The sequence below is a fragment of the Alkalispirillum mobile genome (assembly GCF_003664325.1).
Classification (GTDB): domain Bacteria; phylum Pseudomonadota; class Gammaproteobacteria; order Nitrococcales; family Halorhodospiraceae; genus Alkalilimnicola; species Alkalilimnicola mobilis.
In genome coordinates, this window is record NZ_RCDA01000001.1 from 117,180 (window position 1) to 141,911 (window position 24,732).

At 65.5% G+C, this 24,732-nt stretch carries 27 protein-coding genes; 16 read left to right on the forward strand and 11 right to left on the reverse strand.

Annotation, left to right across the window (positions count from 1 at the left end):
- Positions 1–37 precede the first annotated feature (37 nt).
- The 6 genes from bamB to DFR31_RS00580 all read left to right on the forward strand — a co-directional run bounded on the left by bamB (position 38) and on the right by DFR31_RS00580 (position 4,492).
- Positions 38–1,189, forward strand: a complete 1,152-nt coding sequence (gene bamB / locus DFR31_RS00555; RefSeq protein WP_170153553.1) for an outer membrane protein assembly factor BamB — start codon at positions 38–40, stop codon at positions 1,187–1,189.
- Between the two features lie 3 nt (positions 1,190–1,192).
- Positions 1,193–1,969: an NRDE family protein gene (locus DFR31_RS00560; RefSeq protein WP_121440728.1), complete on the forward strand. Its 777-nt coding sequence runs from the start codon at positions 1,193–1,195 to the stop codon at positions 1,967–1,969.
- A 160-nt stretch (positions 1,970–2,129) separates the two neighbouring features.
- Positions 2,130–2,786 (forward strand): adenylate kinase, encoded by a 657-nt coding sequence (gene adk, locus DFR31_RS00565; RefSeq protein ID WP_121440729.1) that lies wholly within the window; start codon positions 2,130–2,132, stop codon positions 2,784–2,786.
- Positions 2,787–2,925: 139 nt separating this feature from the next.
- A complete protein-coding gene (locus DFR31_RS00570) occupies positions 2,926–3,225 on the forward strand; it encodes a DUF2288 domain-containing protein (protein ID WP_121440730.1) in 300 nt (99 codons plus the stop codon).
- Positions 3,226–3,294: 69 nt separating this feature from the next.
- Positions 3,295–3,966: a bifunctional nicotinamidase/pyrazinamidase gene (gene pncA, locus DFR31_RS00575; protein WP_121440731.1), complete on the forward strand. Its 672-nt coding sequence runs from the start codon at positions 3,295–3,297 to the stop codon at positions 3,964–3,966.
- The gene (locus tag DFR31_RS00580; protein ID WP_121440732.1) at positions 3,959–4,492 is read left to right on the forward strand and encodes a gamma-glutamylcyclotransferase family protein; all 534 of its coding nucleotides are present in this window, start codon (positions 3,959–3,961) and stop codon (positions 4,490–4,492) included. Before pncA ends, DFR31_RS00580 begins: the two co-directional genes overlap by 8 nt.
- Positions 4,493–4,524: 32 nt before the next feature.
- On the opposite strand, the gene cysW is transcribed toward DFR31_RS00580, so the two are convergent.
- The 3 genes from cysW to cysP are packed head-to-tail and all read right to left on the reverse strand — an operon-like array spanning position 4,525 to position 7,293.
- Positions 4,525–5,388, reverse strand: a complete 864-nt coding sequence (cysW, locus tag DFR31_RS00585) for a sulfate ABC transporter permease subunit CysW (RefSeq protein ID WP_121440733.1) — start codon at positions 5,386–5,388, stop codon at positions 4,525–4,527.
- A gap of 4 nt (positions 5,389–5,392) precedes the next feature.
- Positions 5,393–6,244 (reverse strand): sulfate ABC transporter permease subunit CysT, encoded by an 852-nt coding sequence (gene cysT, locus DFR31_RS00590; protein WP_121440734.1) that lies wholly within the window; start codon positions 6,242–6,244, stop codon positions 5,393–5,395.
- 32 nt (positions 6,245–6,276) lie between these two features.
- On the reverse strand, positions 6,277–7,293 hold the full coding sequence (gene cysP, locus DFR31_RS00595) for a thiosulfate ABC transporter substrate-binding protein CysP (protein ID WP_121440735.1): 1,017 nt from the start codon (positions 7,291–7,293) through the stop codon (positions 6,277–6,279).
- Positions 7,294–7,500: 207 nt separating this feature from the next.
- Here cysP and DFR31_RS00600 point away from each other — a divergent pair, with 207 nt between their 5' ends.
- From DFR31_RS00600 to DFR31_RS00620, 5 genes are all read left to right on the forward strand, one after another.
- The gene (locus DFR31_RS00600; RefSeq protein WP_121440736.1) at positions 7,501–8,613 is read left to right on the forward strand and encodes a sulfate/molybdate ABC transporter ATP-binding protein; all 1,113 of its coding nucleotides are present in this window, start codon (positions 7,501–7,503) and stop codon (positions 8,611–8,613) included.
- A gap of 216 nt (positions 8,614–8,829) precedes the next feature.
- Complete coding sequence (locus tag DFR31_RS00605) at positions 8,830–9,189, forward strand: c-type cytochrome (protein ID WP_211328210.1); 360 nt, start codon at positions 8,830–8,832, stop codon at positions 9,187–9,189.
- 48 nt (positions 9,190–9,237) lie between these two features.
- Positions 9,238–10,551, forward strand: coding sequence for an NAD(P)/FAD-dependent oxidoreductase (locus DFR31_RS00610; RefSeq protein WP_121440738.1), 1,314 nt, complete (start codon positions 9,238–9,240; stop codon positions 10,549–10,551).
- A gap of 85 nt (positions 10,552–10,636) precedes the next feature.
- Positions 10,637–11,698 (forward strand): YeeE/YedE family protein, encoded by a 1,062-nt coding sequence (locus DFR31_RS00615; RefSeq protein WP_211328211.1) that lies wholly within the window; start codon positions 10,637–10,639, stop codon positions 11,696–11,698.
- Between the two features lie 84 nt (positions 11,699–11,782).
- Complete coding sequence (locus tag DFR31_RS00620; RefSeq protein ID WP_121440739.1) at positions 11,783–12,622, forward strand: thiosulfate oxidation carrier protein SoxY; 840 nt, start codon at positions 11,783–11,785, stop codon at positions 12,620–12,622.
- A gap of 125 nt (positions 12,623–12,747) precedes the next feature.
- On the opposite strand, the gene DFR31_RS00625 is transcribed toward DFR31_RS00620, so the two are convergent.
- The 3 genes from DFR31_RS00625 to DFR31_RS00635 all read right to left on the reverse strand — a co-directional run bounded on the left by DFR31_RS00625 (position 12,748) and on the right by DFR31_RS00635 (position 15,194).
- Positions 12,748–13,587, reverse strand: coding sequence for a DUF2189 domain-containing protein (locus tag DFR31_RS00625; protein WP_121440740.1), 840 nt, complete (start codon positions 13,585–13,587; stop codon positions 12,748–12,750).
- Between the two features lie 131 nt (positions 13,588–13,718).
- Positions 13,719–14,384 (reverse strand): energy-coupling factor ABC transporter permease, encoded by a 666-nt coding sequence (locus DFR31_RS00630; RefSeq protein WP_121440741.1) that lies wholly within the window; start codon positions 14,382–14,384, stop codon positions 13,719–13,721.
- A gap of 36 nt (positions 14,385–14,420) precedes the next feature.
- Positions 14,421–15,194 (reverse strand): hypothetical protein, encoded by a 774-nt coding sequence (locus DFR31_RS00635; protein WP_147436913.1) that lies wholly within the window; start codon positions 15,192–15,194, stop codon positions 14,421–14,423.
- Positions 15,195–15,312: 118 nt separating this feature from the next.
- On the opposite strand from DFR31_RS00635, the gene DFR31_RS00640 reads away from it, so the two are divergent.
- Positions 15,313–16,611: a nucleoside recognition domain-containing protein gene (locus DFR31_RS00640; protein WP_121440743.1), complete on the forward strand. Its 1,299-nt coding sequence runs from the start codon at positions 15,313–15,315 to the stop codon at positions 16,609–16,611.
- Here DFR31_RS00640 and DFR31_RS00645 read toward each other — a convergent pair.
- A complete protein-coding gene (locus DFR31_RS00645; RefSeq protein ID WP_121440744.1) occupies positions 16,596–17,978 on the reverse strand; it encodes a hypothetical protein in 1,383 nt (460 codons plus the stop codon). The two genes, DFR31_RS00640 and DFR31_RS00645, sit on opposite strands and share 16 nt — an antisense overlap.
- A 154-nt stretch (positions 17,979–18,132) precedes the next feature.
- Here DFR31_RS00645 and DFR31_RS00650 point away from each other — a divergent pair, with 154 nt between their 5' ends.
- Positions 18,133–19,104 carry an SLAC1 anion channel family protein gene (locus tag DFR31_RS00650; protein ID WP_121440745.1) on the forward strand — a complete coding sequence of 324 codons (972 nt, stop codon included), beginning with the start codon at positions 18,133–18,135 and terminating at the stop codon, positions 19,102–19,104.
- A 24-nt stretch (positions 19,105–19,128) separates the two neighbouring features.
- Here the strand turns inward: DFR31_RS00650 and DFR31_RS00655 are convergent, their stop codons facing one another.
- The 3 genes from DFR31_RS00655 to moeA form a co-directional block, all read right to left on the reverse strand.
- Positions 19,129–20,094 carry a glutathione S-transferase family protein gene (locus tag DFR31_RS00655; protein ID WP_121440746.1) on the reverse strand — a complete coding sequence of 322 codons (966 nt, stop codon included), beginning with the start codon at positions 20,092–20,094 and terminating at the stop codon, positions 19,129–19,131.
- Positions 20,095–20,119: 25 nt separating this feature from the next.
- Positions 20,120–20,719: an NAD(P)H:quinone oxidoreductase gene (gene wrbA, locus DFR31_RS00660; protein WP_121440747.1), complete on the reverse strand. Its 600-nt coding sequence runs from the start codon at positions 20,717–20,719 to the stop codon at positions 20,120–20,122.
- Between the two features lie 63 nt (positions 20,720–20,782).
- Positions 20,783–22,045, reverse strand: coding sequence for a molybdopterin molybdotransferase MoeA (gene moeA / locus DFR31_RS00665; RefSeq protein ID WP_121440748.1), 1,263 nt, complete (start codon positions 22,043–22,045; stop codon positions 20,783–20,785).
- Positions 22,046–22,092: 47 nt separating this feature from the next.
- Here moeA and DFR31_RS00670 point away from each other — a divergent pair, with 47 nt between their 5' ends.
- Positions 22,093–22,305: a DUF6494 family protein gene (locus DFR31_RS00670; protein ID WP_211328212.1), complete on the forward strand. Its 213-nt coding sequence runs from the start codon at positions 22,093–22,095 to the stop codon at positions 22,303–22,305.
- A 41-nt stretch (positions 22,306–22,346) separates the two neighbouring features.
- Here DFR31_RS00670 and moaA read toward each other — a convergent pair whose 3' ends face one another.
- On the reverse strand, positions 22,347–23,345 hold the full coding sequence (gene moaA / locus DFR31_RS00675; RefSeq protein WP_121440749.1) for a GTP 3',8-cyclase MoaA: 999 nt from the start codon (positions 23,343–23,345) through the stop codon (positions 22,347–22,349).
- Between the two features lie 242 nt (positions 23,346–23,587).
- On the opposite strand from moaA, the gene DFR31_RS00680 reads away from it, so the two are divergent.
- Together DFR31_RS00680 and DFR31_RS00685 are read left to right on the forward strand one after the other, a co-directional pair.
- On the forward strand, positions 23,588–24,115 hold the full coding sequence (locus tag DFR31_RS00680; RefSeq protein ID WP_121440750.1) for a DUF3305 domain-containing protein: 528 nt from the start codon (positions 23,588–23,590) through the stop codon (positions 24,113–24,115).
- Positions 24,115–24,732 carry a DUF3306 domain-containing protein gene (locus DFR31_RS00685; RefSeq protein WP_121440751.1) on the forward strand — a complete coding sequence of 206 codons (618 nt, stop codon included), beginning with the start codon at positions 24,115–24,117 and terminating at the stop codon, positions 24,730–24,732. The genes DFR31_RS00680 and DFR31_RS00685 overlap by 1 nt, the downstream gene beginning before the upstream one ends.

The window sequence follows — 24,732 nt, forward strand, 5'->3', positions numbered from 1 at the left end:
CGCCCCAGGGTGCAGCCGTCCAAACGGAATACAGCTGATGAAGCGGTACAACCACACCCCCCTCCGTATCCTGGCCACGCTGGCCACGCTGTTGCTGCTAGCCGCTTGCGGCAGTGGCCGGGAACTGCCGGATCTTTCCGACGTTGACGACACCGTTCCCACCGAAACCCTGTGGACGGCGTCTACCGGGTCCGGGAGCGACTCTTCGGCATACGGTCTGGTGCCTGCTGTTGACGATGGTCGGGTGTTCGGTGCGGACAGCCGCGGGCGGGTGACCGCCTGGGATGCGGAAACCGGGGAACGGCTCTGGCGAGTGGACACCGGGCGACGCCTGTCCGCCGGGCCGGGCTCGGGCGCCGGGCTGGTGCTGGTGGGTGACCGGCAGGGCCAGTTGTTGGCCCTGGACGCCGAGACCGGTGAGGAGCGTTGGATCTCTGGGCTGTCCAGCGAGATCCTTGCAGTGCCCCAGATTGGCCGCAACATAGTGGTGGCCCGCAGCGCCGATGGCCGCGTTTACGGCTTGGACGGGCTGACGGGGCGCCGGCTCTGGATTCACGACCGCAGCGTCCCCGTGCTCACCCTGCGTGGCAGCAGCAATCCCGCGATCGTGGGTAACCGCGTGGTGGTGGGGCAGGACAACGGCCGCCTCGTCGCCCTGGATCTGCAGGAGGGCGAGGTCATCTGGGAGGCGCCCGTGTCGGTGCCGCGTGGTCGCTCCGACTTGGAGCGCATGGTGGACCTGCACGCCAATCCACTGGTTTTCCGTGGCGTGGCGTATGGGCAGGCCTACCAGGGCGAGATCGCCGCCGTGGGCATGGGGGACGGCCGTGAACGCTGGAGCCGTGAGATTCCGGGTCACACTGGTATGGGTGCGGATGGCAGCCAGGTCTACGTGGTGGACCGCCAATCGCGGCTCTGGGCACTGGATCGCAACAACGGCGCCACGGTCTGGCGCCTGGATCGGCTGGAGGGTACGCGCCTGACCGCTCCGGTGGTGGTGGGCGAACACATCGTGCTGGCCGATGAAGAGGGTTACCTGAATTGGGTTGCCCCGGAGAACGGCGATCTGGTGGGGCGGACCCGGGTCGCGCGCCAGGCGATTCACCATGCACCCGTGCTGGTGGATGGTGTGCTCTACACCCTTGCGGCCAACGGCCAGTTGACCGCCCTGAAGGTGGCGGAGGACTGAGCCATGTGCCTGCTGCTGGTGGCCTGGCAGCAGCACCCACGATGGCCGCTCGTGGTGGCGGCCAACCGGGACGAGTTCCATGCCCGCCCGGCCCGTCGGGCGGAGTGGTGGACCAGCCCCCGAGTACTGGCCGGTCGCGATGAGCAGGCCGGTGGGACTTGGATGGGGGTCGCCGAAGGGGGGCAGTGGGCCGGTTTGACCAACTACCGGGAGCCCAGCCGGCCCCGGAAAGGCTGGCGTAGCCGCGGGCGACTGGTCCTCGATGCGCTAGGGCACTCGCCAGAGGATTTCCGCGCCAACCTCGACCCCGACACACTGCAAACCGATTACGACGGGTTCAACCTGCTATTTGGTGACCGCCACCACCTCTTTTACGTATCCAACCGGGACCGGCCCCTGCGCCGGTTGGCACCCGGGTTCCACGGGCTCAGTAACGGCCTGCTCAACGACCCCTGGCCCAAGGTTCATCGGGGCTGCGATGCGCTGCAGCAGGCCCTTCCCGAAGCGTTGGACCATACTATTGATGGGCCCGAGACCGAGCCGCTTTTTACCCTGCTCCGTGACCGCTGGTGCCCGCCGGACCACGAACTGGTGGACACCGGGGTCAGCCTGGCCTGGGAGCGGCGCCTGGCACCAATGTTCATTCGCAGCCCCGAGTATGGGACCCGCTGCTCGACACTCCTGTTGATGGGTGCTGATGGCAGCGTGCACTTCGCCGAGCGGTGGTTCGATGCCGGGGGCGAGCCGCAGGGTACCAGGCATTTCCAATTCCGGGCCTGAGTCCTCGCGTTGCAGGCCGACGGGGCCGATGATAGGCTCGGGCCCGTTAACGGGCTCCGCGGCAGCCGTAGATGGCCAGGGCCGCCTCGGATGGCCGTCCAGGAACAGAATAATTCTTCAAAACCAATAAATAACATCAACGACGACGGGAGACATTCTCATGAAAGTCATTCTTCTCGGCCCCCCGGGCGCCGGCAAGGGCACCCAGGCGGCAGGCATCTGTGATCGTTTCGACATTCCGCAGATCTCCACTGGTGACATGCTGCGCGCCGCCGTGAAGGCCGGTACGCCCCTGGGCCAGCAGGCCAAGAAGGTCATGGATGCCGGCGAGCTGGTCTCCGATGACATCATCATGGGCCTGGTCAAGGAGCGTATCGCCGAGCCGGATTGCGCCAACGGCTACCTGTTCGACGGCTTTCCGCGCACCATCGCCCAGGCCGAGTCCCTGAAGGAAGAGGGCATCAACGTGGACGCCGTGGTGGAGATCCAGGTACCGGACGAAGAGATCGTCGAGCGCATGGCCGGCCGCCGTGTTCACCCGGGCTCTGGTCGCGTCTATCACGTGCAGCACAACCCGCCGAAGGATGAGGGCAAGGACGACGTGACCGGCGAGCCGCTGGTCCAGCGTGATGACGACAAGGAAGAAACCGTGCGCAAGCGCCTGGGCGTCTACCACGAACAGACCCAGCCCCTGGTCGAGTACTACTCCGACTGGGCGGCCAAGGGCGGTGAGGGTGCCCCGCGTTACATCGTGATCAAGGGCGTTGGCGGCGTGGACGATATCCGCAGCCGCATCCTGAACGAACTGGAGCGCTGAGGCGCGACCGGTTGCAGTTGCACTGCCCGGTCAGGGCGGTGCCGCTCTGGAGCCCCCGTGTCCCAGCCGGCCGACAGGCCAGGCCGGGTGCGGGGGTTCCTGCATTCAACTCCTCGCTCAGTCTACCGGAGGTGATTCTATGGCCAGCGAGAACCCGGATCCCCGCAGCCTTCTCAACACCGAGACCGCCCGCATCGGTTGGTCGGAACTGGAGCGCCATTTTGCCAGTGGCGCCATGGTCACCGTGGCCCCTGACCTGGACCTGGTGGAAGTAGGCGCGCGCTTTATCGAGGACGACAAGCCGGCGGTCCAGCAGTGGTTGGACAACGACCGTATCCGGAGGACCACCGAGGACGAGGCGCGCCGGTGGGCGGCGTCGGATGCAGGCCTCTGGTGCGTGGTAGTGGCCCCCTGGGTACTGGTGCAGGAGCCGCAGTAAGCCCTTGACCGACGCCCGGCCCGCCCCCATGGTTAGTGGATGAACCTTACGGATCGGGAGGGACGCGGCATGACTCAGCCATCGGTCACTGTGGACCCGGATAAAGCGGCCCTGCTGGTGGTAGATATGCAACCCGATTTCATGCCCGGCGGCCCGCTGGCTGCGCCGGAGGGTGATGCGTTGGTTCGGCCTGTCTCGGAGTTGATGGCCAGCGGCCTTTTCCGGCATATCGTGGCCACCCAGGACTGGCATCCGGCCGACCACGTCTCCTTCGCCAGTCAACAACCGGGCCGTAAGCCTTTCGAGTCCATCGAGTTGTACGGGCAGCCGCAGGTGCTGTGGCCGGACCATTGCGTGCAGGGTACGCCGGGTGCGGCACTGCACCCAGACCTGGACTGGCGCCACGCCACCCTGATCCTGCGCAAGGCGACGGACCCCGGGGTCGACTCCTACAGCGCGTTCCGTAGTAACCACGGCCCGGACGGCAGCCGGCCGCCCACCGGGCTGACCGGGTACCTCCGCGACCACGGGGTCACCCAGGTCTTTCTCTGTGGTCTGGCCCGGGATTACTGCGTGAAGTGGAGCGCCGAGGACGGCGCCGCGGAGGGGTTCGATTGCCACTTCCTGTGGGACCTCACGCGGGCCGTCGACCCGGCGGCGGATGAGTCGGTCCGCGCGGACCTCTCCACCGCTGGGGTCTCGCTTATTGAATCCAGACAACTGACGGCGAAAAATGGCTGAACTGATCTATTTTGCCTATGGCTCCAATCTCCACCCCCTGCGCCTGCTGAAGCGGGTGCCCTCGAGCCGCCCCCTGGGCTGCGCGGTGCTGCCGGACCACGCTCTGCACTTTGATAAAAAGAGCGTGACCGATGGCTCCGGAAAGTGCCGCATCGGTGCCGAGCCGGATTGCCGGGTGCACGGTGTGCTGTTCTCACTGCGCGCGGACGAACGGCCCTACTTGGATCGGGCCGAAAGCCTGGGCGTGGGGTATTTCCTGGAGGACGTGCAGGTGCTCAATGCCGCGGGTGAGCAGGTGGAGGCCTTCACCTACGTGGCCAATCCGGAGCGCCTGGACCCGACGGTGCAGCCCTACTGCTGGTACCGGGATATCGTCGCCGCCGGCGCCCGTTTCCACGGATTTCCGGCCGATTACGTGCAATCCATCGCTCGGCGGCCGGTCTGGGAAGACCCGGACCCGGCACGGCGGGCGCGGCAGCACGAGCTGGTCCGTGACTGCCTCAACTGGCGCCCGGCCGAGGCCTGAGCCCGCTTCCCCGGGAGTGAGGCGCTCCGCGGCTAGCCCCCGCGGGCGAAGGCGCGCCGTGCCCGCCACTCGGCCACGGTCTTGAGCACTAGCGTTACCACAGCGAGCAGGGCTAACAGGGAGGCGGCCGCGAAGGCGCCGGTGGCGTTGTAATCCTGATAAAGCAACTCAATGTGCAGTGGCAAGGTATTGGTTTCGCCCCGAATATTGCCGCTGACCACCGCCACGGCGCCGAACTCACCCATGGCCCGGGCGTTGCAAAGGATCACCCCGTAGATCAGCGCCCATTTGATATTGGGCAGAGTGACGTGCCAGAACGTCTGCCACCCGGACGCGCCCAACACCCGGGCGGCTTCCTCCTCTTCGCTGCCCTGTGCCTGCATGTAGGGGATGAGCTCGCGGGCCACGAAGGGGCTGGTCACGAAGATGGTTACCATCACCACACCCGCGACCGAGAACATCAGCTGAATGTCGTACTGCCCCAGCCATTGACCGGCCCAACCCTGACCGCCGTAGAGCATCAGGTACATCACCCCCGCCACCACCGGCGAGATGGAAAAGGGGATGTCGATAAAGGTCTGCAACACCCGTTTGCCGGGGAAGCGGAAGCGGGTAATGGCCCACGCCGCTGCCACGCCGAACAGGGTGTTCACCGGTACCGCGATGGCGGCGGCGATCAGTGTGAGCCGGATGGCATGCAACGTGTCCGGGTGCAGCAGGTTCTCGGCATAGACCGCCCAGCCCCGACTGAAGGCCTGGGCGAAGACCGCGGCGAAGGGGAGCAGCACTACCAGCACGGTCAGGGCCAGGGCCAGTGCGATCAGCAGTCTCCCCACCCAGGGGCTGGCGTGTCGCGGCGGGGCGTGCGTTTGCGGCGCTTGATCGGGCAGTGCCATGGCCTCAGCCCCTCTGCAGGTACCGCAGGCTCCGTGCCTGCAGCAGGTTGATGGTCAGCAGCAGGGCCAGGGCGGCCCCCAGAACGACCACCGCGATGGCCGAGGCGGCGGCATAGTCGTACTCCTCCAGCCGGATCATGATCAATAGGGCGCTGATCTCCGTCTCGTAGGGGATGTTCCCCGCGATAAAGATAATGGCGCCGAACTCACCGAGGCTGCGGGCGAACGACAGGGCAAAGCCGGCCATCAATGCCGGGAGTAGCAGGGGGAAGATGACCCGCAGGAAGGTATTCACCGGGCCGGCACCCAGGCTCATGGCGGCCTCTTCCAGTTCCGGTTCCAGGTCCTCCAGCACCGGCTGTACCGAGCGCACGACGAAGGGTGCACTGGTGAAGGCCATGGCGACGACGATGCCCCACCAGGTGTAGGCGACTTCGATGCCCAAGGGGGCCAGCCATTGCCCGATCCAGCCGTTGTGCGAAAACAGGGTGGCCAGCGACAGACCGGCCACGGCGGTGGGCAGTGCGAAGGGCATATCCACCACCGAGTCGAGCACAGTCCGACCGAAGAAATCGTAGCGGGTCAGCACCCAGGCCAGCAGGAGGCCAAAGAAGCAGTTGAAGAGCGAGGCTACCAGGGCCGCTGAAAGCGTCACCCGGTAGGTGGCCAGGGCCCGTTCGCTGGTGACGATCGCCCAGAATGCCGGGCCATCGAGGCTGCTGGCCTGGGCCAGCAGCGCGGCCAGGGGCAGCAGCATGACCAACGCCACGAAGAGCAGAGTGGTGCCCAGGGTAAGGCCGAACCCGGGTAGGACACGCTTCGCCCGTGGGCGGATCAGGGGCAGGCTGACGCTCATGGCCGTTCTCGCGATGGCTCCCGCTGCGCGCCTCAGCGGCGGCCCCGGCGACTCTGAAGCTGGTCCATGGTGGCATCCGAGGCGAAGTGCTCCGCCTGAGCCTCGCGCCAGCTGCCGAAGACGTCTTCCACCCGCACAAGTTCCACCTCGGGGAAGCGGTCCGCATACGCTTTGGCCACGTTCTCGTCGCGGACCCGGTAATGGTGCTGTGCCAGGATCTCCTGCCCCGCTGTGCTATAGAGGAACTCTAGGTAATCCTCCGCCAGCTCGCGGCTGTCGCGACGCGCCACGGTGCGTTCCACCACCGCCACCGGAAACTCCGCCAGCACCGAGAGGCTGGGCACCACCGGTTCGAAGGCGTCCTCGCCATACTCTCCGCGAATACCGTGCACCTCCGACTCGAAGGTGATCAGTACGTCCCCGAGGCGGCGTTCCACGAAGCTGGTGGTCGCCCCGCGGCCACCGGTATCGAACACGCGCACGTTGGCGAGCAGGTCGCGCATGAAATCCCGTACCTGCGCCTCATCGCCATCGTACTTGCGCTCCGCCCAGGCCCACGCCGCCAGGTAGGTGTAGCGGCCATTACCGGAGGTCTTGGGATTGGGGAAGACGATGGAGACATCCTCGCGGGCCAGGTCCCCCCAATCCTCGATGCCCTTGGGATTGCCATCACGGACCAGGAAGGCGGGCAGGGAGTAGTGCGGCGAGGCGTTATGGGGGAAGTGCTCGCGCCAGTCCTCACTGACCACACCGCCATCCACCAGGGCCTCCACGTCGGTGGTCTGGTTAAAGGTCACCACGTCGGCGTTCATGCCTTCGAGGATACTGCGGGCCTGGCGGGACGACCCGCCGTGGGACTGGCGGATGGTCACCGCCTCACCCCTTTCCGTCTGGTAGTGGTCGAGAAAGGCTTCGTTCACGTCCTGGAACAGCTCCCGTGCGATATCGTACGAGGAGTTCAGCAGCGTCTTCTCCGCCACGGCCCCGGCGGGCAAGAGCAGTAGCGCACTGAGGAACAGGGTGGTCGTCAGTGGGTGGCGCTGGGTCATGATGAGGCTCCTTGCTTTTTGGCAATGGAGGCCACGATAAGCGCCGTTGTTAAGAACGAAAAATAATTTCTAGTCACAGAGAAAGAAGTCAAAAGAATATAGAGCAGGCATTGATATAGCCAAAAAGAATCAAAATAGCGAATTTCAATCTTTTACGAGCTTACCCGCGCTGGCTAGTCTGCCGTGAGTAGACAGAAGGAGTGCGCAATGGGTATTCAGGTCGAACGCATCCAGAAGCATTTCGGGCGCTTCCACGCCCTGGACGATATCTCGCTGGACCTGCCAACGGGCCAACTCAGCGCTCTGTTGGGCCCCTCAGGCTCGGGCAAGACCACGCTGCTGCGCATCATCGCCGGTCTGGAGCACCCAGACAGCGGGCAGGTGCGCCTGGATGGCGAAGACGTCAGCCTCCGCCATGCCAGCCAGCGCGGCGTGGGGTTCGTCTTTCAGCAGTACGCGCTGTTCCGGCACATGACCGTTTTCGAGAATGTGGCCTTCGGGCTCAAGGTGTTGCCCCGACGGCAGCGCCCGCGACGGGCGGCGGTCCGGCAACGCGTCATGTCGTTGCTGGAGCTGGTGCAGCTGGAATGGACTGCGGACCGGTACCCGTCCCAACTCTCCGGCGGACAGCGTCAGCGCATCGCGCTGGCGCGCGCCCTCGCCACCCATCCCCGGGTTTTACTGCTGGACGAACCCTTCGGCGCCCTGGATGCGCGGGTGCGGGCGGAGTTGCGGCAGTGGCTTCGACGCTTGCACGAGGAGATCCACGTCAGCACCGTCTTCGTCACCCACGACCAGGAGGAGGCCCTGGAGGTGGCCGACCGCCTGGTGGTCATGAACCATGGGCGAATAGAGCAGGTCGGCCATGCGGACCGGGTCTACCAGCACCCGGCTACACCCTTTGTTTGCGAATTCATGGGCGAAGCCACCCAGCTGGCCGGCCACCTGGAGGGCGGGCGCAGTCGGGTGGGCAGTGTCTCCCTGCCTCCGCCGGCTCGAGCGGCACCGGACGGGGCCCAGGTGCGGGTTTACGTAAGGCCCCACGAGTGGAAGATCAGCCGGGCCCGACCGGCCGATGACGCCTGGCAAGGGCACCTGCAAAGCCTCGATTTCGTGGGACCGGACGCCCGCCTGACCATCGCACTGCCGGGGCAACCCGAGGTCGAGGTGGTGCTGGACCGCCAGCAAGTGGCCGCCCTGGGGCTTGAGGGGGGTGAGACGCTCTGGCTCCGCCCCCACGCCAGCCGGGCCTTCGTAATCCCGGGCGCGGAAGACGTGCAGACCACCGCGCCCGAGAGTCGGGCGCGGGTCGCCGCCTGAAGGCGGTCGGGGCGGAGGAACGCACCTGAAGCGAGCGCGCCTGGCCGTCCGAGGAGAGGCTGTGCGCGCGTATAAAACGATAAAGAATAAACAAAAAGGAAAATTGTATTTTTTATAATTTGGATTGGCATCTACGCTTTCAAGCAGAAACCGCGTGATGCCGCGTGCCTTTGATCGAACGATACTCGCCGCGAATAACAACCGATGAGAGAAGCCATGCGCGAAGTGCAAACGTCGAGCAAGCCATTGAATAACCGGGCGGCCGCCATAGCCGTCGGTGCCCTGCTAGGCCTCGCAGTCGGGCTGCCCGGCGCCGCCGCCAGCGAGGACGAGATTCAACTCCGACACAAAGAGCTGTTGGCGAGCACCTGCTTTGCCTGCCACGGCGTGGAGGGGCGCCGCGGTGAGGAGGTTCCGGCGCTCGCGGGCCAGTCCTTCCGGGTGCTCCAGGCGCAATTGCTCGCCTTCCGTGATGACGAGGTACCGGATACGACCGTTATGAATCGTATTGCCAAGGGGTACACGGATGAGGAGATCGAGGCCCTGGCCAGCTACTTCTCCAACCTGGAGCGCTGAACCATGGCCGGACGTAGCGACAATAAGCAGAACAGACAGGAGTTTTCCATGGACCAGCCCCTGATCAACCGGCGCCAGGCCCTTGGCCTTTTGGGTGCAACCGGTGCTGTCACTGCCCTGGGTAGCCTGGGTGTGCCGATGACCGCCCGTGCCGCCGGCGCAGGCCATGTGGTGGTGGTCGGTGGTGGCTTCGGCGGAGCGACGGCCGCCAAGTTCCTCAAGCGCTTCAACCCTGCCGTGGAGGTGACGCTGGTCGAGGCCTCCGAGCACTTCTATACCTGCCCGTTCAGTAACTGGTACCTGGGCGGTCTCAGGGAGATGGCGTACATCCGCCACGGCTACGATGAGTTGAAGGACAGGTATGGGGTACACGTGGTGCACGCCACCGCCGAGGACGTGGACGGGGATCGGCACGAGGTGCGCCTGAGCACCGGGGAACGGGTGCGCTACGACAAACTGGTGCTATCGCCGGGCATCGATTTCGACTGGGATGGTCTGGATGGTTACGACGAGGCCGCAGCGGAAAAGGCTCCCCACGCGTGGAAGGCCGGGGAGCAAACTCGGCTGCTGCGGAGCCAATTGGAAGCGATGGACGACGGCGGGTTGTTCATCCTTCGCGCCCCGGACAACCCCTTCCGCTGCCCGCCGGGGCCCTATGAGCGTGTCAGCCTGATCGCCCACTACTTCAAGGAGCACAAGCCGCGCTCCAAGATCCTGCTGCTGGATGCCAAGGACAACTTCTCCAAGCAGCCGCTGTTCATGGATGGCTGGGAGCAGGTGTACGGCGACATGATTGAGTGGGTCGGCGCGTCCCAGGACGGCAACGTGATCTCGGTGGATGCCGATAACCTTACCGTGGAGACCGAGTTCGGCTCCCGGCACCAGGCGGATGTCCTCAACATCGTCCCTCCGCAGCAAGCCGGTTTCATCGCGCACCGCGCCGGGGTGGCCGATGACAGCGGTTGGGTGCCGGTCAAACCCCAGACCTTCGAGTCCACCCAGGTGGACGACATCTATGTAGTGGGCGACGCGACCATCGCCGCGCCCATGCCCAAGTCCGGCTTTTGCGCCAATGCCCAGGCCAAGGTCGTGGCCTCGGCGATTGTCTCGGAGTTCGCCGGCCATGAGCCGCCGCCCGCAATCTGGAACAACACCTGCTACAGTCTCATCGCACCGGGGTACGGAATCTCCGTGGCCGGGGTGTACAAGGTGATTGATGGGCAGATTGCCGAGGTGCCGGGCTCCGGCGGCGTGAGCCCCCGGGATACCGACGAGGCATTCCGGGCTCGCGAGGCCGAATACGCCGTCAACTGGTACGAGGCCATGAGCGAGGACACCTGGGGGACCCGCTTCCGCGGCTGACCCCTGTCGGTGGACTGCACTGACCCGGCCCCGGGCGCGCTTCTGTCGCGCCCGGGGCGTGTTGTGTGTATGAGGAGGGGTTTTGTTGGAGGCATTGGAACACACCACGATCGTGAACCTGGGTGGGCTGCTGATTGGCCTGCTGTTCGGGGCGGTGGGGCAGCGCAGTGGGTTTTGCCTCACCCGCGGGCTTCAGCGCTGCTTCCAGGCCGGGGACGGCCGCAAGCTGCGTAGCTTCGTTCTGGCCATGGTCACCGCCCTGGTGGGGACCCAACTCCTGGCCAGCTTCGGTCTGGTCGACCTCAGCCGCAGCCTGTACCTCGGGGCGGAGTTCTCCTGGCTGCTGGTGCCCCTGGGCGGAGTGCTGTTCGGCTACGGCATGGTGATGGCCAACGGGTGTGGTGCCCGGGCGACGGTTCTGCTGGGGAGCGGTAATCTGCGTGCCTTCGTTGTGCTGACCTGCCTGGGCGTTGCCGCTTTCATGGCGTTGACGGGGGTTTTCGCCCAGTGGCGGCTCGCCGTGGCGGACCTCACCTCCATGCGCCTGGCCCTGGGCGCCGGACTGGATGCCTGGCTTGCCAGTGCGGGCTTGCCGGGCTGGCTGGCCCGTTGGCTGATGGTGGCCGTGCTGGCCGTACCATTGGTGGCCTTTGTGCTGGCCGACCGGCGATTCTTCCGTCAAAGCCGTGGTGACTGGGTGGCGGGGGTGCTCATCGGTCTGCTGGTGCCGGCGGGGTGGTGGGTCACCGGGTACTTGGGTGCCGACGATTTTGATCCCGTGGCCGTGGTTTCCTTGACCTTCGTTGCGCCCATCGGGGATAGCATTCAGTACCTGATGCTGGCCAGTGGCACGGACCTCGGCTTCGGCGTGACCGTGGTCGCCGGCATCCTGCTGGGGTCGCTGGCCAGCGCGTTGCTGAGCGGCACTTTTCGCCTGGAGGGCTTCAGCCACCCGTTGCGCATGCTCCGTTACATGGGCGGCGGCGCGCTGATGGGCATCGGGGGTGCGTTGGCGTTGGGGTGCTCCATTGGCCAGGGCATCACCGGGTTATCGACACTGGCACTGCCTTCACTGTTCGCGGCCGCCGGCATCGTCTTGGGCGGTTTCCTGGCCCTGCGCGGCCCGACTCGGCTGCCGCCCATCTGACACAAGCATATTAAGAAAAAGCATGGAACCAGCCGCTTTGCTGCCTATCAAAACCTGTTAAATCCGCTGGAGTTGAACAGCCCTATGCCCCAGAAGCGTTGGAATGACCACCTGATGAGCCGCCGTGCCGTGCTGCGACACGGCGCTAATGGACTGCTTGCTGGCGCCGCCCTTTGGGCACTGCCCTCCGTGGCCTGGGGGCGCCAGGCCTGGGAGCGGCTGGACGAGACCCGCGCGATTGTCGACGGGCGCACTCCTACTGGGCGGGGCATTACCCTGGACCTGCCCTCGGTATCGGAGGATGGCGCTTCCGTGCGGCTCACGGTCAGCGTGGACAGCCCCATGAGTTCCGATGATTACGTGGAGGCGATCCACCTCTACGCCCTGGGCAACCCATCACCGCCGATTGCCACCTTCCGGCTGACCCCCCGGGCGGGGAAGGCCGAAATCACCACCCGCGTCCGGCTCAACGAGTCGCAGACAGTCGTCGCCCTGGCCGAGATGAGCGACGGGTCGGTCCGTGTCGCGGAACAGCGGCCGAGGGTGACCGTGAGTGGCTGCCTGATCCGGGAAGAAACCTACGGCAACGGCAGTGACGACACCTTGCCTGAGCCGCGGGTACGGATGCCGCGTCGCCTCGCCGCCGGTGAGCCCGGCGAGATCATCACGCTGCTCAACCACCCGATGGAGACGGGCTTGCGGGAGGATGCTGATGGGGAGACCATCCCGCAGCGGATTATCGAGCGCTTCCGTGCCGAGCTGGACGGGGAGACCGTAATCGATGCGGAACTGGCGCGTTCGCTGGCAGCCGACCCTTACATCCGCTTTTACTTCCGGGCTGAGGAGGAGGGCGAGCTGTACCTGCTCTGGCAGGAGGACAGCGGTGCGACGGCCGAGAGCCGGCAGAGTGTCTCTCCGGGCTGACATCATACTGTCAGTCACAGTAATGAAAGGGCCCCGGGCTGTGCTGAGCCGGGGCCCTTCTTTATCACGAGCGGTGAACCGGGGCCGATGGGGCGCTCGCCAAGCCCTTCAGCCCCCGGCAGTGCTCAGGCCTCTGCGGGCGGCTCCTCCTGGCCCGGCACGGGGTTCTTCGGCACCTCCGCGGCCACCATGTCCCGGTATGCGTGCCAGCTGGCATGGCCCAGGAGCGGCAGGATGAGCGCCAGTCCGAGGTAGAACGTCACCAGCCCCGCGATGGTCAGCGCGGCCAGCAGGGCCGCCCACAGCAGCATCGCGTCGAGGTTACGGTACACCGCCTGCAGACTCGCGGTGATGGCATCCATGAAGGTGGCCTGCCGATCCACCAGCATGGGTACGCTGACCACGCTCAGGGCGAAGGCCAGAAAGGCGAGGATCCCGCCAATCGCGCCACCAAAGGCAAGGAACGCGACACCCTGGGTGCTCAACGTGGCTTCCACCAGGCCGGCCAGCCCGGTGGGAATATTGCCAAAGAACAGGGCGAAGAGCAGCGTGGCCAGCCGTACCCAGAACAGGAAGAAGATCATCAGGGTCAGGCCCATCAGCGAGATCTGCACCGGGTTGGACCGCCAGGCCGAAATGGCGGCTCCAAACGACGGGCGTTGGCCGTGCTCCAACCGGCGGCTCATGTCGTAAAAGCCGACCGCGAGCACCGGCGCGATCAGGAGGAAGCCGGCCGCGAGCGGCAGAAGCCAGTGCTGCAAACCGCCGGCGAAAAGAGCGGCGGTGATGGCGAAGCTGAGCAGGGTGATGCCCAGGCCGTAGCCGATGCTGACTACCGGTGCGCGCATCATGTCCCTGGTTCCGGCAGCCAGCCAGCGCCACGGGTGCTCGATGGAGACGTCGCGGATCTCAACTGCGAAATTATCGGAACTTGAAGCCTGTCCTAGGGTGTCGCTTGGTACCATGTGCCTTCCCCTCCTGCCTGTGGCCAGATGGCCGAATCTCCAGCCCCTGTTGTCCGGGGCCTAATTGAACTATGGCAGGTGGGGGTCGACTGTCAAACGGTTCTAATGCGCGCTATGGCGCTATAGATTGTTCATTTTCCGTGGATATAGTCCCGGTCATCAAAACTGCGCACCCACTCGGGCTTGAAGACCGTCAGCATGGTCATGGTGGTGCCGTTGACGAAACCCTCCGGCAGCATGATCAAGGGCATGAGCACCAGGTAATCCCCGACTACCCGTTCCCACGGATAAACACCGAACAGCCCCAGCAGCAGCCCACCCGTTGCCATGGTTGCGCCGATGACAAGCATCGCGGCAAGGTGCGCTGAAACGAGCACATAGACAAAGAAGTGGCGAGGTAGCCAGGTGGCCACCAGACGGTGCAGACGGCTCGCTAGCATGACCGGGAGCACTACCCCGATCAGCCCGTTGATACCGAGCGTGGCCCAGTCGTAGAAGCCCATGGCCGTGTGGACCAGCAGGGCCAGTGAGGCGCCCACCAGTGCCAGGCGCCAGCCGAATATCAGTGTCATCGAGGTGATGCCCAGCAGGTGCAGTTCCAGTCCGGCGTGGATGCCCGCCTGCATGCGCCAGAGCAGCACCAGCAATACGGTCGCGCCGAAAAAGACATGCTGCAGGTCGTTTTCCTGGAGCAGGCGCCAGGGGGCACGGAGCACGGCCCAGATGGCCAGGCTCACGAATACCGGCAGGGTGACCCAGGCCACCCAGGCAGGAAGGAGTCCCTCGGGGATATTCATTAGTGTGGCCTCACTCCTCTGAACACGGGCCCGGGATCAGCGGTCAGCCGCCCCGGCCAAGGCCTGGAAGGGATTGCCGGCGGACTCCGCCACGGCGCGTGTGGCCAGGGCCGGCCACAGACAGAACAAGGGCAGGCCCACCAGGGCGAGGCGAAAGTCGACCAGGGCCAGCGCACCGGTCAGTAGCAGCGGGGCGGCAAAAAAAGCATCTAGCCAGCCACCGTCGTACAATGCCCGCCGGGCCCGGCGCAGGGTGTGGCCGGGGCGGGCACGAACCAACAGCACGAGCATGGGTAGCCAGAGCCATGCGCCGAGCAGTAGCTGTATAACCCCGTAGAGCAGTAGGCCGGTAATAAGTTCCAGCCCTGGAACGGTGGTGTAGGGGTCCAGGGCGCGTTCGTGGGCGTAATCCCAAACCCCACCAACGAGCTGTGGTAGCCATGCCAGGGCGGCAAGGGTGATGGCCGCGGCCAGCGCGGCCTGTAACAGGCTTTGCAGGATCACGCCGAGCACGCCGCGAAGCAGTGCGGCACGCTGGTGGGCAGGCGGCAGGCCCAGTGCCACGGCACATAACCAACTGGCGAGCGCCATGACGGCGGTGACCGAGGTGGCCAGCCACCAGGCCGACAGGGCCAGCTGCGGACCGGTCCCGAGGGGCGCGGCCAGGCTGTACACGAGGGCACCGGAATGGGCAGCCGCGAGTCCTAGCAGCAGGGGGAGCATCACGCGGGGCAGAAAGCCCCCTTGCAGCAGCTCCACGGCGGCCTTGAGCAGTGCGCCCGGTTGTGAGCGGATCAACGGGTCAGTCAAGGCGGGTACCAGGTCGGCGAATGGCGGATTAGGCTAATCGGCCGGGGTCGTTGCTGGCAAGCCCGCCGTCGCTCGCCAATGCGCCGCTACCAGGGACAGAGAGGGGAGCAGGCAGGTAATGAACTGGATTTTCCTGGCGATCGTGCTGATCGCCTTTGCTACCGCGGCCTGGCGGGAGGTCCGCTTTGACGGCGGCCCGGGGGATGAGTCGCCCATGCAGGCGCTCTCCAGCGGCGTGATCGAATCTGCTGGAGGCGCCGTGGAGTTGGCGCTGGGGCTCGTTGGCGTCATGACCCTCTTCCTGGGTCTGATGAAGGTGGCGGAGGCCGGGGGGCTGCTGACGATTATCGCGAAGCTCATTCGCCCGGTCATGACCCGGCTCTTCCCGGACGTCCCTCCGGACCACCCCGCCATGGGGGCGATGATCCTTAATATGTCGGCCAATGCCCTGGGACTGGGGAACGCCGCCACCCCTTTCGGCATCCGGGCCATGCAGGAGCTTGACAAGCTCAACCCCCACCCCGGAACGGCCACCAACTCCATGGCCCTGTTCCTCGCCATCAATACCTCCTCCATCACCCTGCTGCCGACGGGCGTCATTGCGTTGCGCGCCGCGGCGGGCTCCGAGGACCCGGCCGGCATCCTGCCGACCACCCTGGTGGCTACCATCTGCGCCACCATCGCGGCGGTCAGCGCCGCGACCCTGCTCCGGCGGTTCTTCCCCGCGGGCCCCCCGGATCCGGCAGTGCGCACGATGGAACGGCCCTGGGTGGAGGACAAGGCGGAGTCAGAGGCGCTCCCCGAGTATTCGAGCCAGGGGTACCCGCTGTGGGTTTCACTGGTGGCGCTGGGCGGACTGGTCGCGCTGATTCCGCTGACGGTGGCCTACGGGCAGGTCATCTCCCCCTGGATCGTGCCCGGTCTGATGGTGGGCTTCCTGCTGTTCGGGGCGTTGCGCGGCGTTCGGATCTACGAGGTGTTCGTCGAGGGGGCGAAAGACGGTTTTCAGGTGGCGTTGCGGATCATCCCCTACCTCGTCGCTATTCTGGTCGCGGTGGGCATGTTTCGCGCCAGCGGCGCGATGGAGGCCATGGTCGGCGCCATCGGCGGGTTCACCGCCCGATTCGGCCTGCCGGCGGAGGCCCTGCCCATGGCCTTGTTACGGCCCCTGTCAGGCTCCGGTGCCTATGGGGTGATGGCCTCGATCATCAATGACCCGGCGATTGGTCCGGACAGCTATGTCGGTTACCTGGTGACCACCTTGCAGGGGTCCACGGAGACCACCTTCTATGTGCTGGCCGTTTACTTTGGTGCGGTGCAGGTGCGACGGATACGCCACACCCTGGCTGCGGCGCTGACCGCTGACGTGGTGGCGGTGGTGGCCGCCGTGGCCATTTGCAGTTACTTGTTCCTGTAATGATCGGCGCCGGCCGGTTCGGAGGCTGCGCCGGTCTGGTTCAGGGCCTCGGCGATGAGCCGTCGGGCGCGGGGCCAGGCGCCGGCCTCGGCAGCCTGTTCGAGGTCCGCCAGCAGGTGGCGGATAGTGTCGAGCCGTTTCAGGCGGGTCCGGCCGGCGTGCCGGCCAGCGGTCTCCAGGGCCGCGACCCGCGTCTGCGCCGTGCGCAGCAGCTCCGGCAGGGGGAAGCCGCTGTGCCAGGGGGTCTGCCGAAGCGCTTGATGCAGTTGCCGCGCGTGGCGGAGCAGGGCGGTGGCGTCGGTCGGGTCCAGCCGGTCGGCCTTGTCCAGCAGCCCTGCGATGACCGTATGCTGGTCCAGGAACCGGCGCGCATCCGCGCACCAGCACTCCAGTCGCCAGTAGCGGGTGCGGTACCTGGCCTCTGCGGTCGGGTCCGCCCCGAGCGCCAGCCATGAGCGCCGGCTGCGGGCCAGCCGGCACTTCAGGGCGCCCAGCCGCTCTTCCGTGGGCTCCGGGTCTGCAGTCAGGTCGTGGGCCAGTTGCTCCAACGCTGTAAGAAGCGTTTGCTCATGCTCGGTGGCTTGCGGTGCTTTGCGGGCAGCACAGAATGTCCTGGCGCGCTCGAAGCGTTCGGCCAGCAGCGGCTCCGGTGCCGGCTCCAGTTGCGTCCATTGGTTTTCCAGTCGTTGCCGTCGTGCCTGCAAGTCATCCGTCCACCGGGATCGGCCGAGCCCTTCCATGGCCTCGCACAAGGCCACGGCCTGCTCCTGAACGGATGCTTCAACGGCCTGGCTCTCCAGCAGTTCGTCAAGCCGCCGCCGTGCCAGCCGCGCGACCCCGCGATCGTCACACCGTGCGACAATGCTCTCCAGGGCCTCCGGGTCTTCCAACAGGCTGACGGCGTATTTCCGTTGCCGGCGGACGGGGTCGTGGAGTGCGGCTTGCAGGCAGGCCTGTGGGCTGGCCAGGCAGCCCAACGCCTCGCGCCTTACCCGCTCCAGCCGCGCGGACTGGGCCAGGTGGGCTAGCACGGTGCGGTCCGGGCAAAGCCGGACGGCTTCCAGCACCGGCCCCAGGTCCCCGCCCCAGTCGTCGCTCTTGAGCAGATAGCTGTAACGGGCGACGGCGGCCTCCCGCACCGCCCGTGGCTGGTCTTCGGACAGGCAGTGCCGCACAGTGGGCAGGTCGCGGAGGCGCTTAATCGCCGAAGCGCGCAGTGCCGGATCCTCCTCGCTGATTGCCAAGGCCTGGAGTTGCACTTGATGGCCCGGGTTGTCCGGGCATAATGCGCCAGGGTCCGGCGGCGGCGCCTCTGCGTCCCGTTCGCTGGCTTTCAGCAGTTTTTTGATGAGGTCCGTGGGGCTCATGGCGTGGCGTATTCCGGCGTCGCTGGGCCGTTCAGGCCGAGTGCGGGCAGTGTAACCCGGTTAGCGCGCTCGAATCATGGTTTGGGGCTGGTGCGAGCATGGTCTGACCCGTTAACATTATTTATTGATCTTGAATGTATATGAGGGGGTTTTAATGGCCGAGTCGCAATTGCCCGGGCGTAGCCTGGAGCACATGCCCATCCCGCTGTTCGCCACCGTCATGGGTACCGCTGGTCTCGCGCTGGCGTGGCGCGCCGCCGAAGGGGCATGGGGTTGGTCTGCTGGAATCAGCGTCGGGCTCACCGTCCTCGTGGTGGCTCTGTTCGCTTTTCTTTCAGTAGCTTATGTGATGAAGTTTGTCCGGTATCGGGATGCCGTCAAGGCGGAGTTTCACCACCCGGTCAAGATGAACTTCTTCCCGGCCATCTCCATCAGCCTGGTGTTGGTGGCTATGCTGCTCCAGCCGCACGTGACCTGGCTGGCCGGCGCTTTCTGGTTGCTTGGCGCGGCGCTCCATATCACGTTCACGTTGGTGGTCATGAGCATCTGGATTGGCCAGCGCCAGTTCGAGATCGCCCATATCAACCCCGCCTGGTTCATCCCCGTGGTGGGTAACGTGCTGATGCCGCTGGCGGGCGTGCCGTTGGGTTTTGTGGAACTCTCGTGGTTTTTCTTCAGCGTTGGGGTGGTGTTCTGGCTGGTTCTGATGACCCTGATGTTCTACCGCTTCATTTTCCATGACCCCTTGCCGGAGCGCCTGCTGCCGACGCTGGCCATCCTGCTGGCACCCCCGGCGGTTGGCTTCCTGGCCTGGACGGACCTGAATGGCGGTGACATCAACGCCTTCGGGCGGGTCCTGTACTACACGGGGCTGTTCACCTTCCTGCTGCTGGTGATCCGGGCACGGGGCTTTGGCAGGCTGCCCTTTTTCCTGTCCTGGTGGGCCTATTCCTTCCCGGTGGCCGCTTTCAGCATCGCCACCCTGACCATGGCGTCCATGGTGCCGTCCACGTTCCTTGCCGTGGTGGGGGCGCTGTTGGTGCTGCTGACCACGGCGCTGGTGATCGCCTTGGTGGTGATGACCCTGAAGGCGGCGCGCGCGGGCAAGATCTGCGTGCCGGAGTGAGCCGGCACGCAGCATCGCCCACGGCTACAACGTGACCGGGCCGCGGTCGTGCGGTGCGTTGTAGTCCACCGTCGGGCCCAGCGGGATGATCCGTGTGGGGTTGATCATCGGGTGGCTGGTGAAGTAGTGGCGCTTGATATGGTCCAGATCGACCGTACCGGCCACGTTTTCCACCTGGTAGAGCTGGCAGGTGTACGCCCATAGGTTGGGGTAGTCTGCCAGCCGGCGGACATTGCACTTGAAGTGGCTCACGTAGACCGGATCGAAGCGGACGAGGGTGGTGAACAGTCGCCAATCCGCTTCGGTTACCCGGTCGCCGGCGAGGAAGGGCTGTCGGGACAGCCGCTCCTCCAGCTGATCCAGCGCCTCGAACAGGTTGGTAACGGCCTCCTCGTAAGCCTCCTGGCGGGTGGCAAAGCCGGCCTTGTAGACGCCGTTGTTTACGCGATCGTAGACAAAGGCGTTAATCCGGTCGATGTCGTCCCGCACGGCTTCCGGGTAGAAATCCCGGTCGGCGCGCCCATGGTCGTCAAAGGCGCTGTTCAGCATGCGGATAATCTCCGCCGACTCGTTATTGACAATGGTGCCGCGCACCTTGTCCCAGAGGGTGGGTACCGTGACCCGCCCGGTGTAGTCCGGCTTGGCCTTAAGGTAGACCTGGTGCAAGTACTCGCACCCGTTTACCCGGTCGGGTGTGGCCCCCGGGTTATCAGAGAAGTGCCAGCCCCCCTCGCCCATGAAGGGGTCCACCACGGAGACATCGATAACGGATTCTAGCCCCTTGAGGTGACGCAGGATCAGCGTGCGATGGGCCCAGGGGCAGGCGAGCGAGACATAAAGATGGTAGCGGCCCGGCTCGGCCGGGTAGCCGGAACGCCCATCGGGGGTGACCCAGTCGCGGAATCGGGTGTCCGGCCGCTCGAAGCGACCGCCCGTACTCTCGGTGTCGTACCAGTCTTCGTGCCAGACACCATCAACCAACAGGCCCATGGCTGCTCTCCCGGTGGGGCGGGCCTTAGCCCGCCAGCTTCTGGCTGATTTCCGCCACGTGGCGGCCCTGGAAACGCGCGATGGTCAGCTCGTTCTCCGAGGGCTGACGGCTCCCGTCGGGACCGGCCAGCGTGGTGGCGCCGTAGGGCGTGCCGCCGCTGATCTCGTCCATGTTGGCCAGTTCGGCGCAACTGTAGGGCACACCCACAATGACCATCCCGTGGTGCATCAGAGTGGTCTGCATGGAGGTTAGCGTGGTCTCTTGGCCACCATGCTGTGAGCCGGTGGAGCTGAAAACGCTGCCCACCTTGCCGATCAGCTTGCCTTGGGCCCAGAGGGCGCCGGTCTGGTCCAGGAAGTTGCGCATCTGGCCGGCCATGTTGCCGAAGCGGGTTGGTGAGCCAATGATCAACCCGTCGTAGTCAGCCAGTTCATCCGGCCGAGCCAACGGGGCGTCGTCCGGCTGCGCACCGGCATTCTTTAGCGCCTCCTCACTCATGACTTCGGGCACCCGCTTGACGTCGACCCGGGTGCCCTCGACCTGGCGGGCGCCTTCGGCGACAGCGTCGGCTATGGTCCGGATGTGGCCGTACATGCTGTAGTAGAGCACTAGAATCTTGGCCATGCTGCACACTCCTTTTGGCGGTTCGGGGATTGCAAGGCCGGCCCACAAGGCGGGCCGGTACGCTTACATCAAACCGTGGAAGGGCTGCACCATGACGGTTTCGCCCGCCTCCACGCTTCCCGCATTGTAAGGCAGCACGATGAAACAATTGGCCCGCGATACGGAACTCAGAATCCCGGAGCCCTGTGCGCCGGTGGTGCGCACCTCCGGTTGCCCCGACTCGTTCCAGCTGAGGATGCCGCGTTGGAACTCCATCCGCCCCGGCCGTTTACGCAGCGGCTCGGCACACCGGACCGGGAAGTACTGGTCCGGCTCCGGCTGGGCGCCCATCATGTGGAGCAGGGCGGGGCGGGTGATCTGGTACCAGGTGGCCATCACCGAGACCGGGTTACCCGGCAGGCCGAAGAAGAGGGCGCGCCCCAGCCGGCCGTAGGCCAGCGGACGACCCGGGCGCAGGGCGACCTTCCAGAAGTCCACCTCGCCGAGGGCATCCAGGGTGTCCTTGACGTAGTCTGCCTCGCCGACGGACACGCCGCCGGAGGTGACCAGCACGTCGGCAAACGCCGAGGCCTCGCGGAAAGCCCGCTCCAGGCTCTCCTTGTCATCACCCACGACGCCCATGTCCACTGCCTCCACGCCCAGGCGCTGCATGGCCGCGAACAGGGTGTAGCGGTTGGAATCGTAAATCTGGCCGGGACCCAGCGGTTGGCCAACGCCCTGCAACTCGTCACCGGTTGAAAAGAAGGCCACGCGCAGTCGCCGGAAGACGGAGATCTCCACCAGTCCGGCGGACGCCATCACCCCCAACTCGGCCGGCCCGATTCGCTGCCCTGCCGCGAGGATGCGCTCCCCCTCCGCCAGATCCTCGCCGGCCCGGCGCACGTGGTTCCCTGAGGGATGGGGCCCGTGGACACGGATACGGTCGCCGACGCGGTCGGCCTGTTCTTGCATGATCACCGTGTCACCCCCGGCAGGCATGGGGGCACCGGTCATGATGCGGATGCACTCCCCGGAGCCCAGCTCGCCGTCGAAGGTTTCACCCGCGAGCGTCCGGCCCACAACCTCAAGATCGGTAGCGCCGTCGCCGGCCACGTCCTGGCCGCGAACCGCGTAACCATCCATGGCCGAGTTGTCGTGCGCGGGCACGGGAACCGGGGAGTGAACGTCCTCGGCGAGCACCCGGTTAAGCGCGTCACGCAGGGCCACGCGCTCGCGCGTAGTCACCGGTTGAATCCCGGCCTTGATGCGGGCGCGGGCCTCTTCCACCGGCAGGCCGCCGGCGTGGTTGTCACAGCAAGATTGGCTAGCTTGTGCGGATTGGCTCATGATGTAGTCGTTCCGGTTCCCACGAATGAATGACAGGAGGTTGCACCATGTTGGATGAAGATGCACTGAACATGCAGATCCGTAAATTCCTCAAGCAGGTCGGCGTGACCTCGCAGCGCGAGATCGAAAAAGCGGTGCAGGCGGGGCTGGAGGATGGCAGCCTGAAGCTCGGTGATAGCCTTCACGCGAAGGTCCGCCTGACCGTCGACGGCGTAGGGGTAGACCACGAGGTCACGGCGGACCTGGAACTCAAGGGCTGAGCGGCCGGTTTCGCGCAAGCCCGGACCGGCGGCAGTGTCGTTCAGCCGCCGGTCATGTTCATGTGACGCATGATCACCGGCTTGGCCCCCAGGTTGAAGTCATGGCCCTTGGGTTTGATCGCCATGGAGTCGCGGATCGCCTGTTTCAGCGGCTCCAACTCACCGGGATTGGCGCGCAGGACGCGGCGCAGATCCATCGAGTGCTCCTGCCCGAGGCAAAGGAGCAGCCGGCCCTCGGTGGTCACCCGGACCCGGTTACAGCTCTCGCAGAAGTTATGGCTGTGCGGTGAGATGAAACCAACCTTGCTGCCGGTGCCGCTTACCTTGAAATAGCGGGACGGCCCCCCGGTGCTGACGGTGGTGGGCACCAGTTCATAGCGGGTGGCGATGCGCTCTCGCACTTCATCGCTGGACATGTAGACCTCGGCACGATCGTGATCGTCGATCTCGCCCAGCGGCATCTCCTCAATGAAGCTGATATCCAGGCCCCGCTCGACGACGTAATCCACCAGATCGATGATTTCGTCATCGTTGCGGTTTTTCATGGCCACCGTGTTGATCTTAATCCCCTCGAAACCAGCCTCGCGGGCCGCCTCGATGCCGTCCAGCACCTTGTCGAGCTTGCCGGTGCGGGTGATCCGGTGGAAGCGGTCCGGGTCCAGGCTGTCGAGGCTGATGTTCAGGCGTCGAACGCCCGCCCGGCGGAGGTCGTCGGCGTAGCGGGTGAGTTGCGAGCCGTTGGTGGTCATCACCAGCTCACGCAGACCGGGTAGCTGCCCAAGTTCTTCAAACAGCCCCATGACGTTGCTGCGCACCAGTGGCTCACCCCCGGTGATACGGATTTTCCCGACACCGAGTTCGGTGAAAGCCCGGCCCAGGGTAGCCAGCTCCTCCAGGGTGAGGATCTGGGCCTTGGGCAGGAACTGCATGTCCTCGCTCATGCAGTACACGCACCGGAAGTCACACCGGTCGGTGACCGATATGCGCACGTAGGTGACCCGGCGTCCGAAGCGGTCGATCAGCTGGCTCTCGCTGGTCATGAATCCCATCCTCAAGTGCTTGTGCCCTCAAAGGTTACCGGGCGTGTTTCGGCGTCTGGCCGCAGTATCGCCCAAAGCTTCCGGGGTATCAATTGATTGAACCCCTTGTGCAATGCCGTTTCCGAACCGCAGCATGACCATTCTGGGTAGGTAGCCTATCCTGAAGGGATAGAGTGATTGCCTGTTTTGGCTGCCTGACACGGTGGCCTTGGTTGAGTCAGAAAGGAGCACTTCAGAGAACCATGCAAGAGACAAACCAGAGCGCGAACGAGGGTGGGTTCGATGCGACGACCCGGCTGCCGGTGGGCGTGATTATGGCGCTGACCGGGGGGCGTTGGGAATTGAACGGGGCCGTGGTGGGGAAGCGCTTTGCCAGTGACCGGGTGCAGCGCGCGCCGCTGCGGCAGGCCGAGGATTCGGAGTTATGGCTGTGGACCGGGCTGCACCTTCGGCTGCGGATGCGGTACGTGGACGATTATGCGTTGAACATCAATGACGATGCGCCCGCCTTGTTTGTCGTCTGTGGCCGCGATGCCGAAGGGGTACCGGTGCCCCGAATGGTGACCGTCAGTCCGGAAGAGGCCCAGGGCTCGGATGCGACCGACCTGCGTTCCGGCGCCGAAGAGGTACTCCGGACGGGCATGCCGCCTGAGGTGTACCGGTGGCTGGAACGGTTCGTGCTTGACAACTACAAGCCCAGGCGAAAGGGCGGCAAGAAAAAGCGTCGGACCGACCCCGAAGAGCAGTGGGGCAGAAAAGGAGGACAGTGATGAGTGAACGCGGAGACCAGGTGGCAGAGTCGGGGCTGTTAAGTCGCTGGGCGCGCCGCAAACAGCAAGTGCAGCGCGGTGAGGCGGTTGAGGCACCCGAGCAGGACGACCTGAGCCCGACAGCGGTCCAGCCGGGGGGCGAGCGCGAAGAAGCCGCATCCCTGGCCGCGGAGCAGGAGCGGCGCGACCCGCGTACCGGCAAGCTCTATTCCGAGCTTACGGACGAGGATCTGCCGCCACTGGAGAGCCTGGGGGAGGAGGCCGATTTCAGCGCGTTCCTGGCGCCGAACATCAGCCGGGCATTGCGCAACAAGGCATTGGCGAAGCTGTTCCATCTGCCCAAGTACAACAAGACGTGCCTTTGCGCGGAGTATTCCGGTGACTATCGCAACTTCGAGCCGCTCGGAGATGTGGTGCCCCAGGACATGAAGCGCGCATTGGCCCGTGAGGCTGAACGCCTGGCCGAGAAGGCGCGGGATGCCGTGGTGGAGGCGGAGGGCGAACAGGAGCCCGTGACAGCCGGCGCCGGCGACGAAACGGCCGGGGACGGGACATCGACCGGCGACGACAGCGCTGCGGTGGACGGCCAGGCGACACCCCGGGAGCCCGGGGTCTGA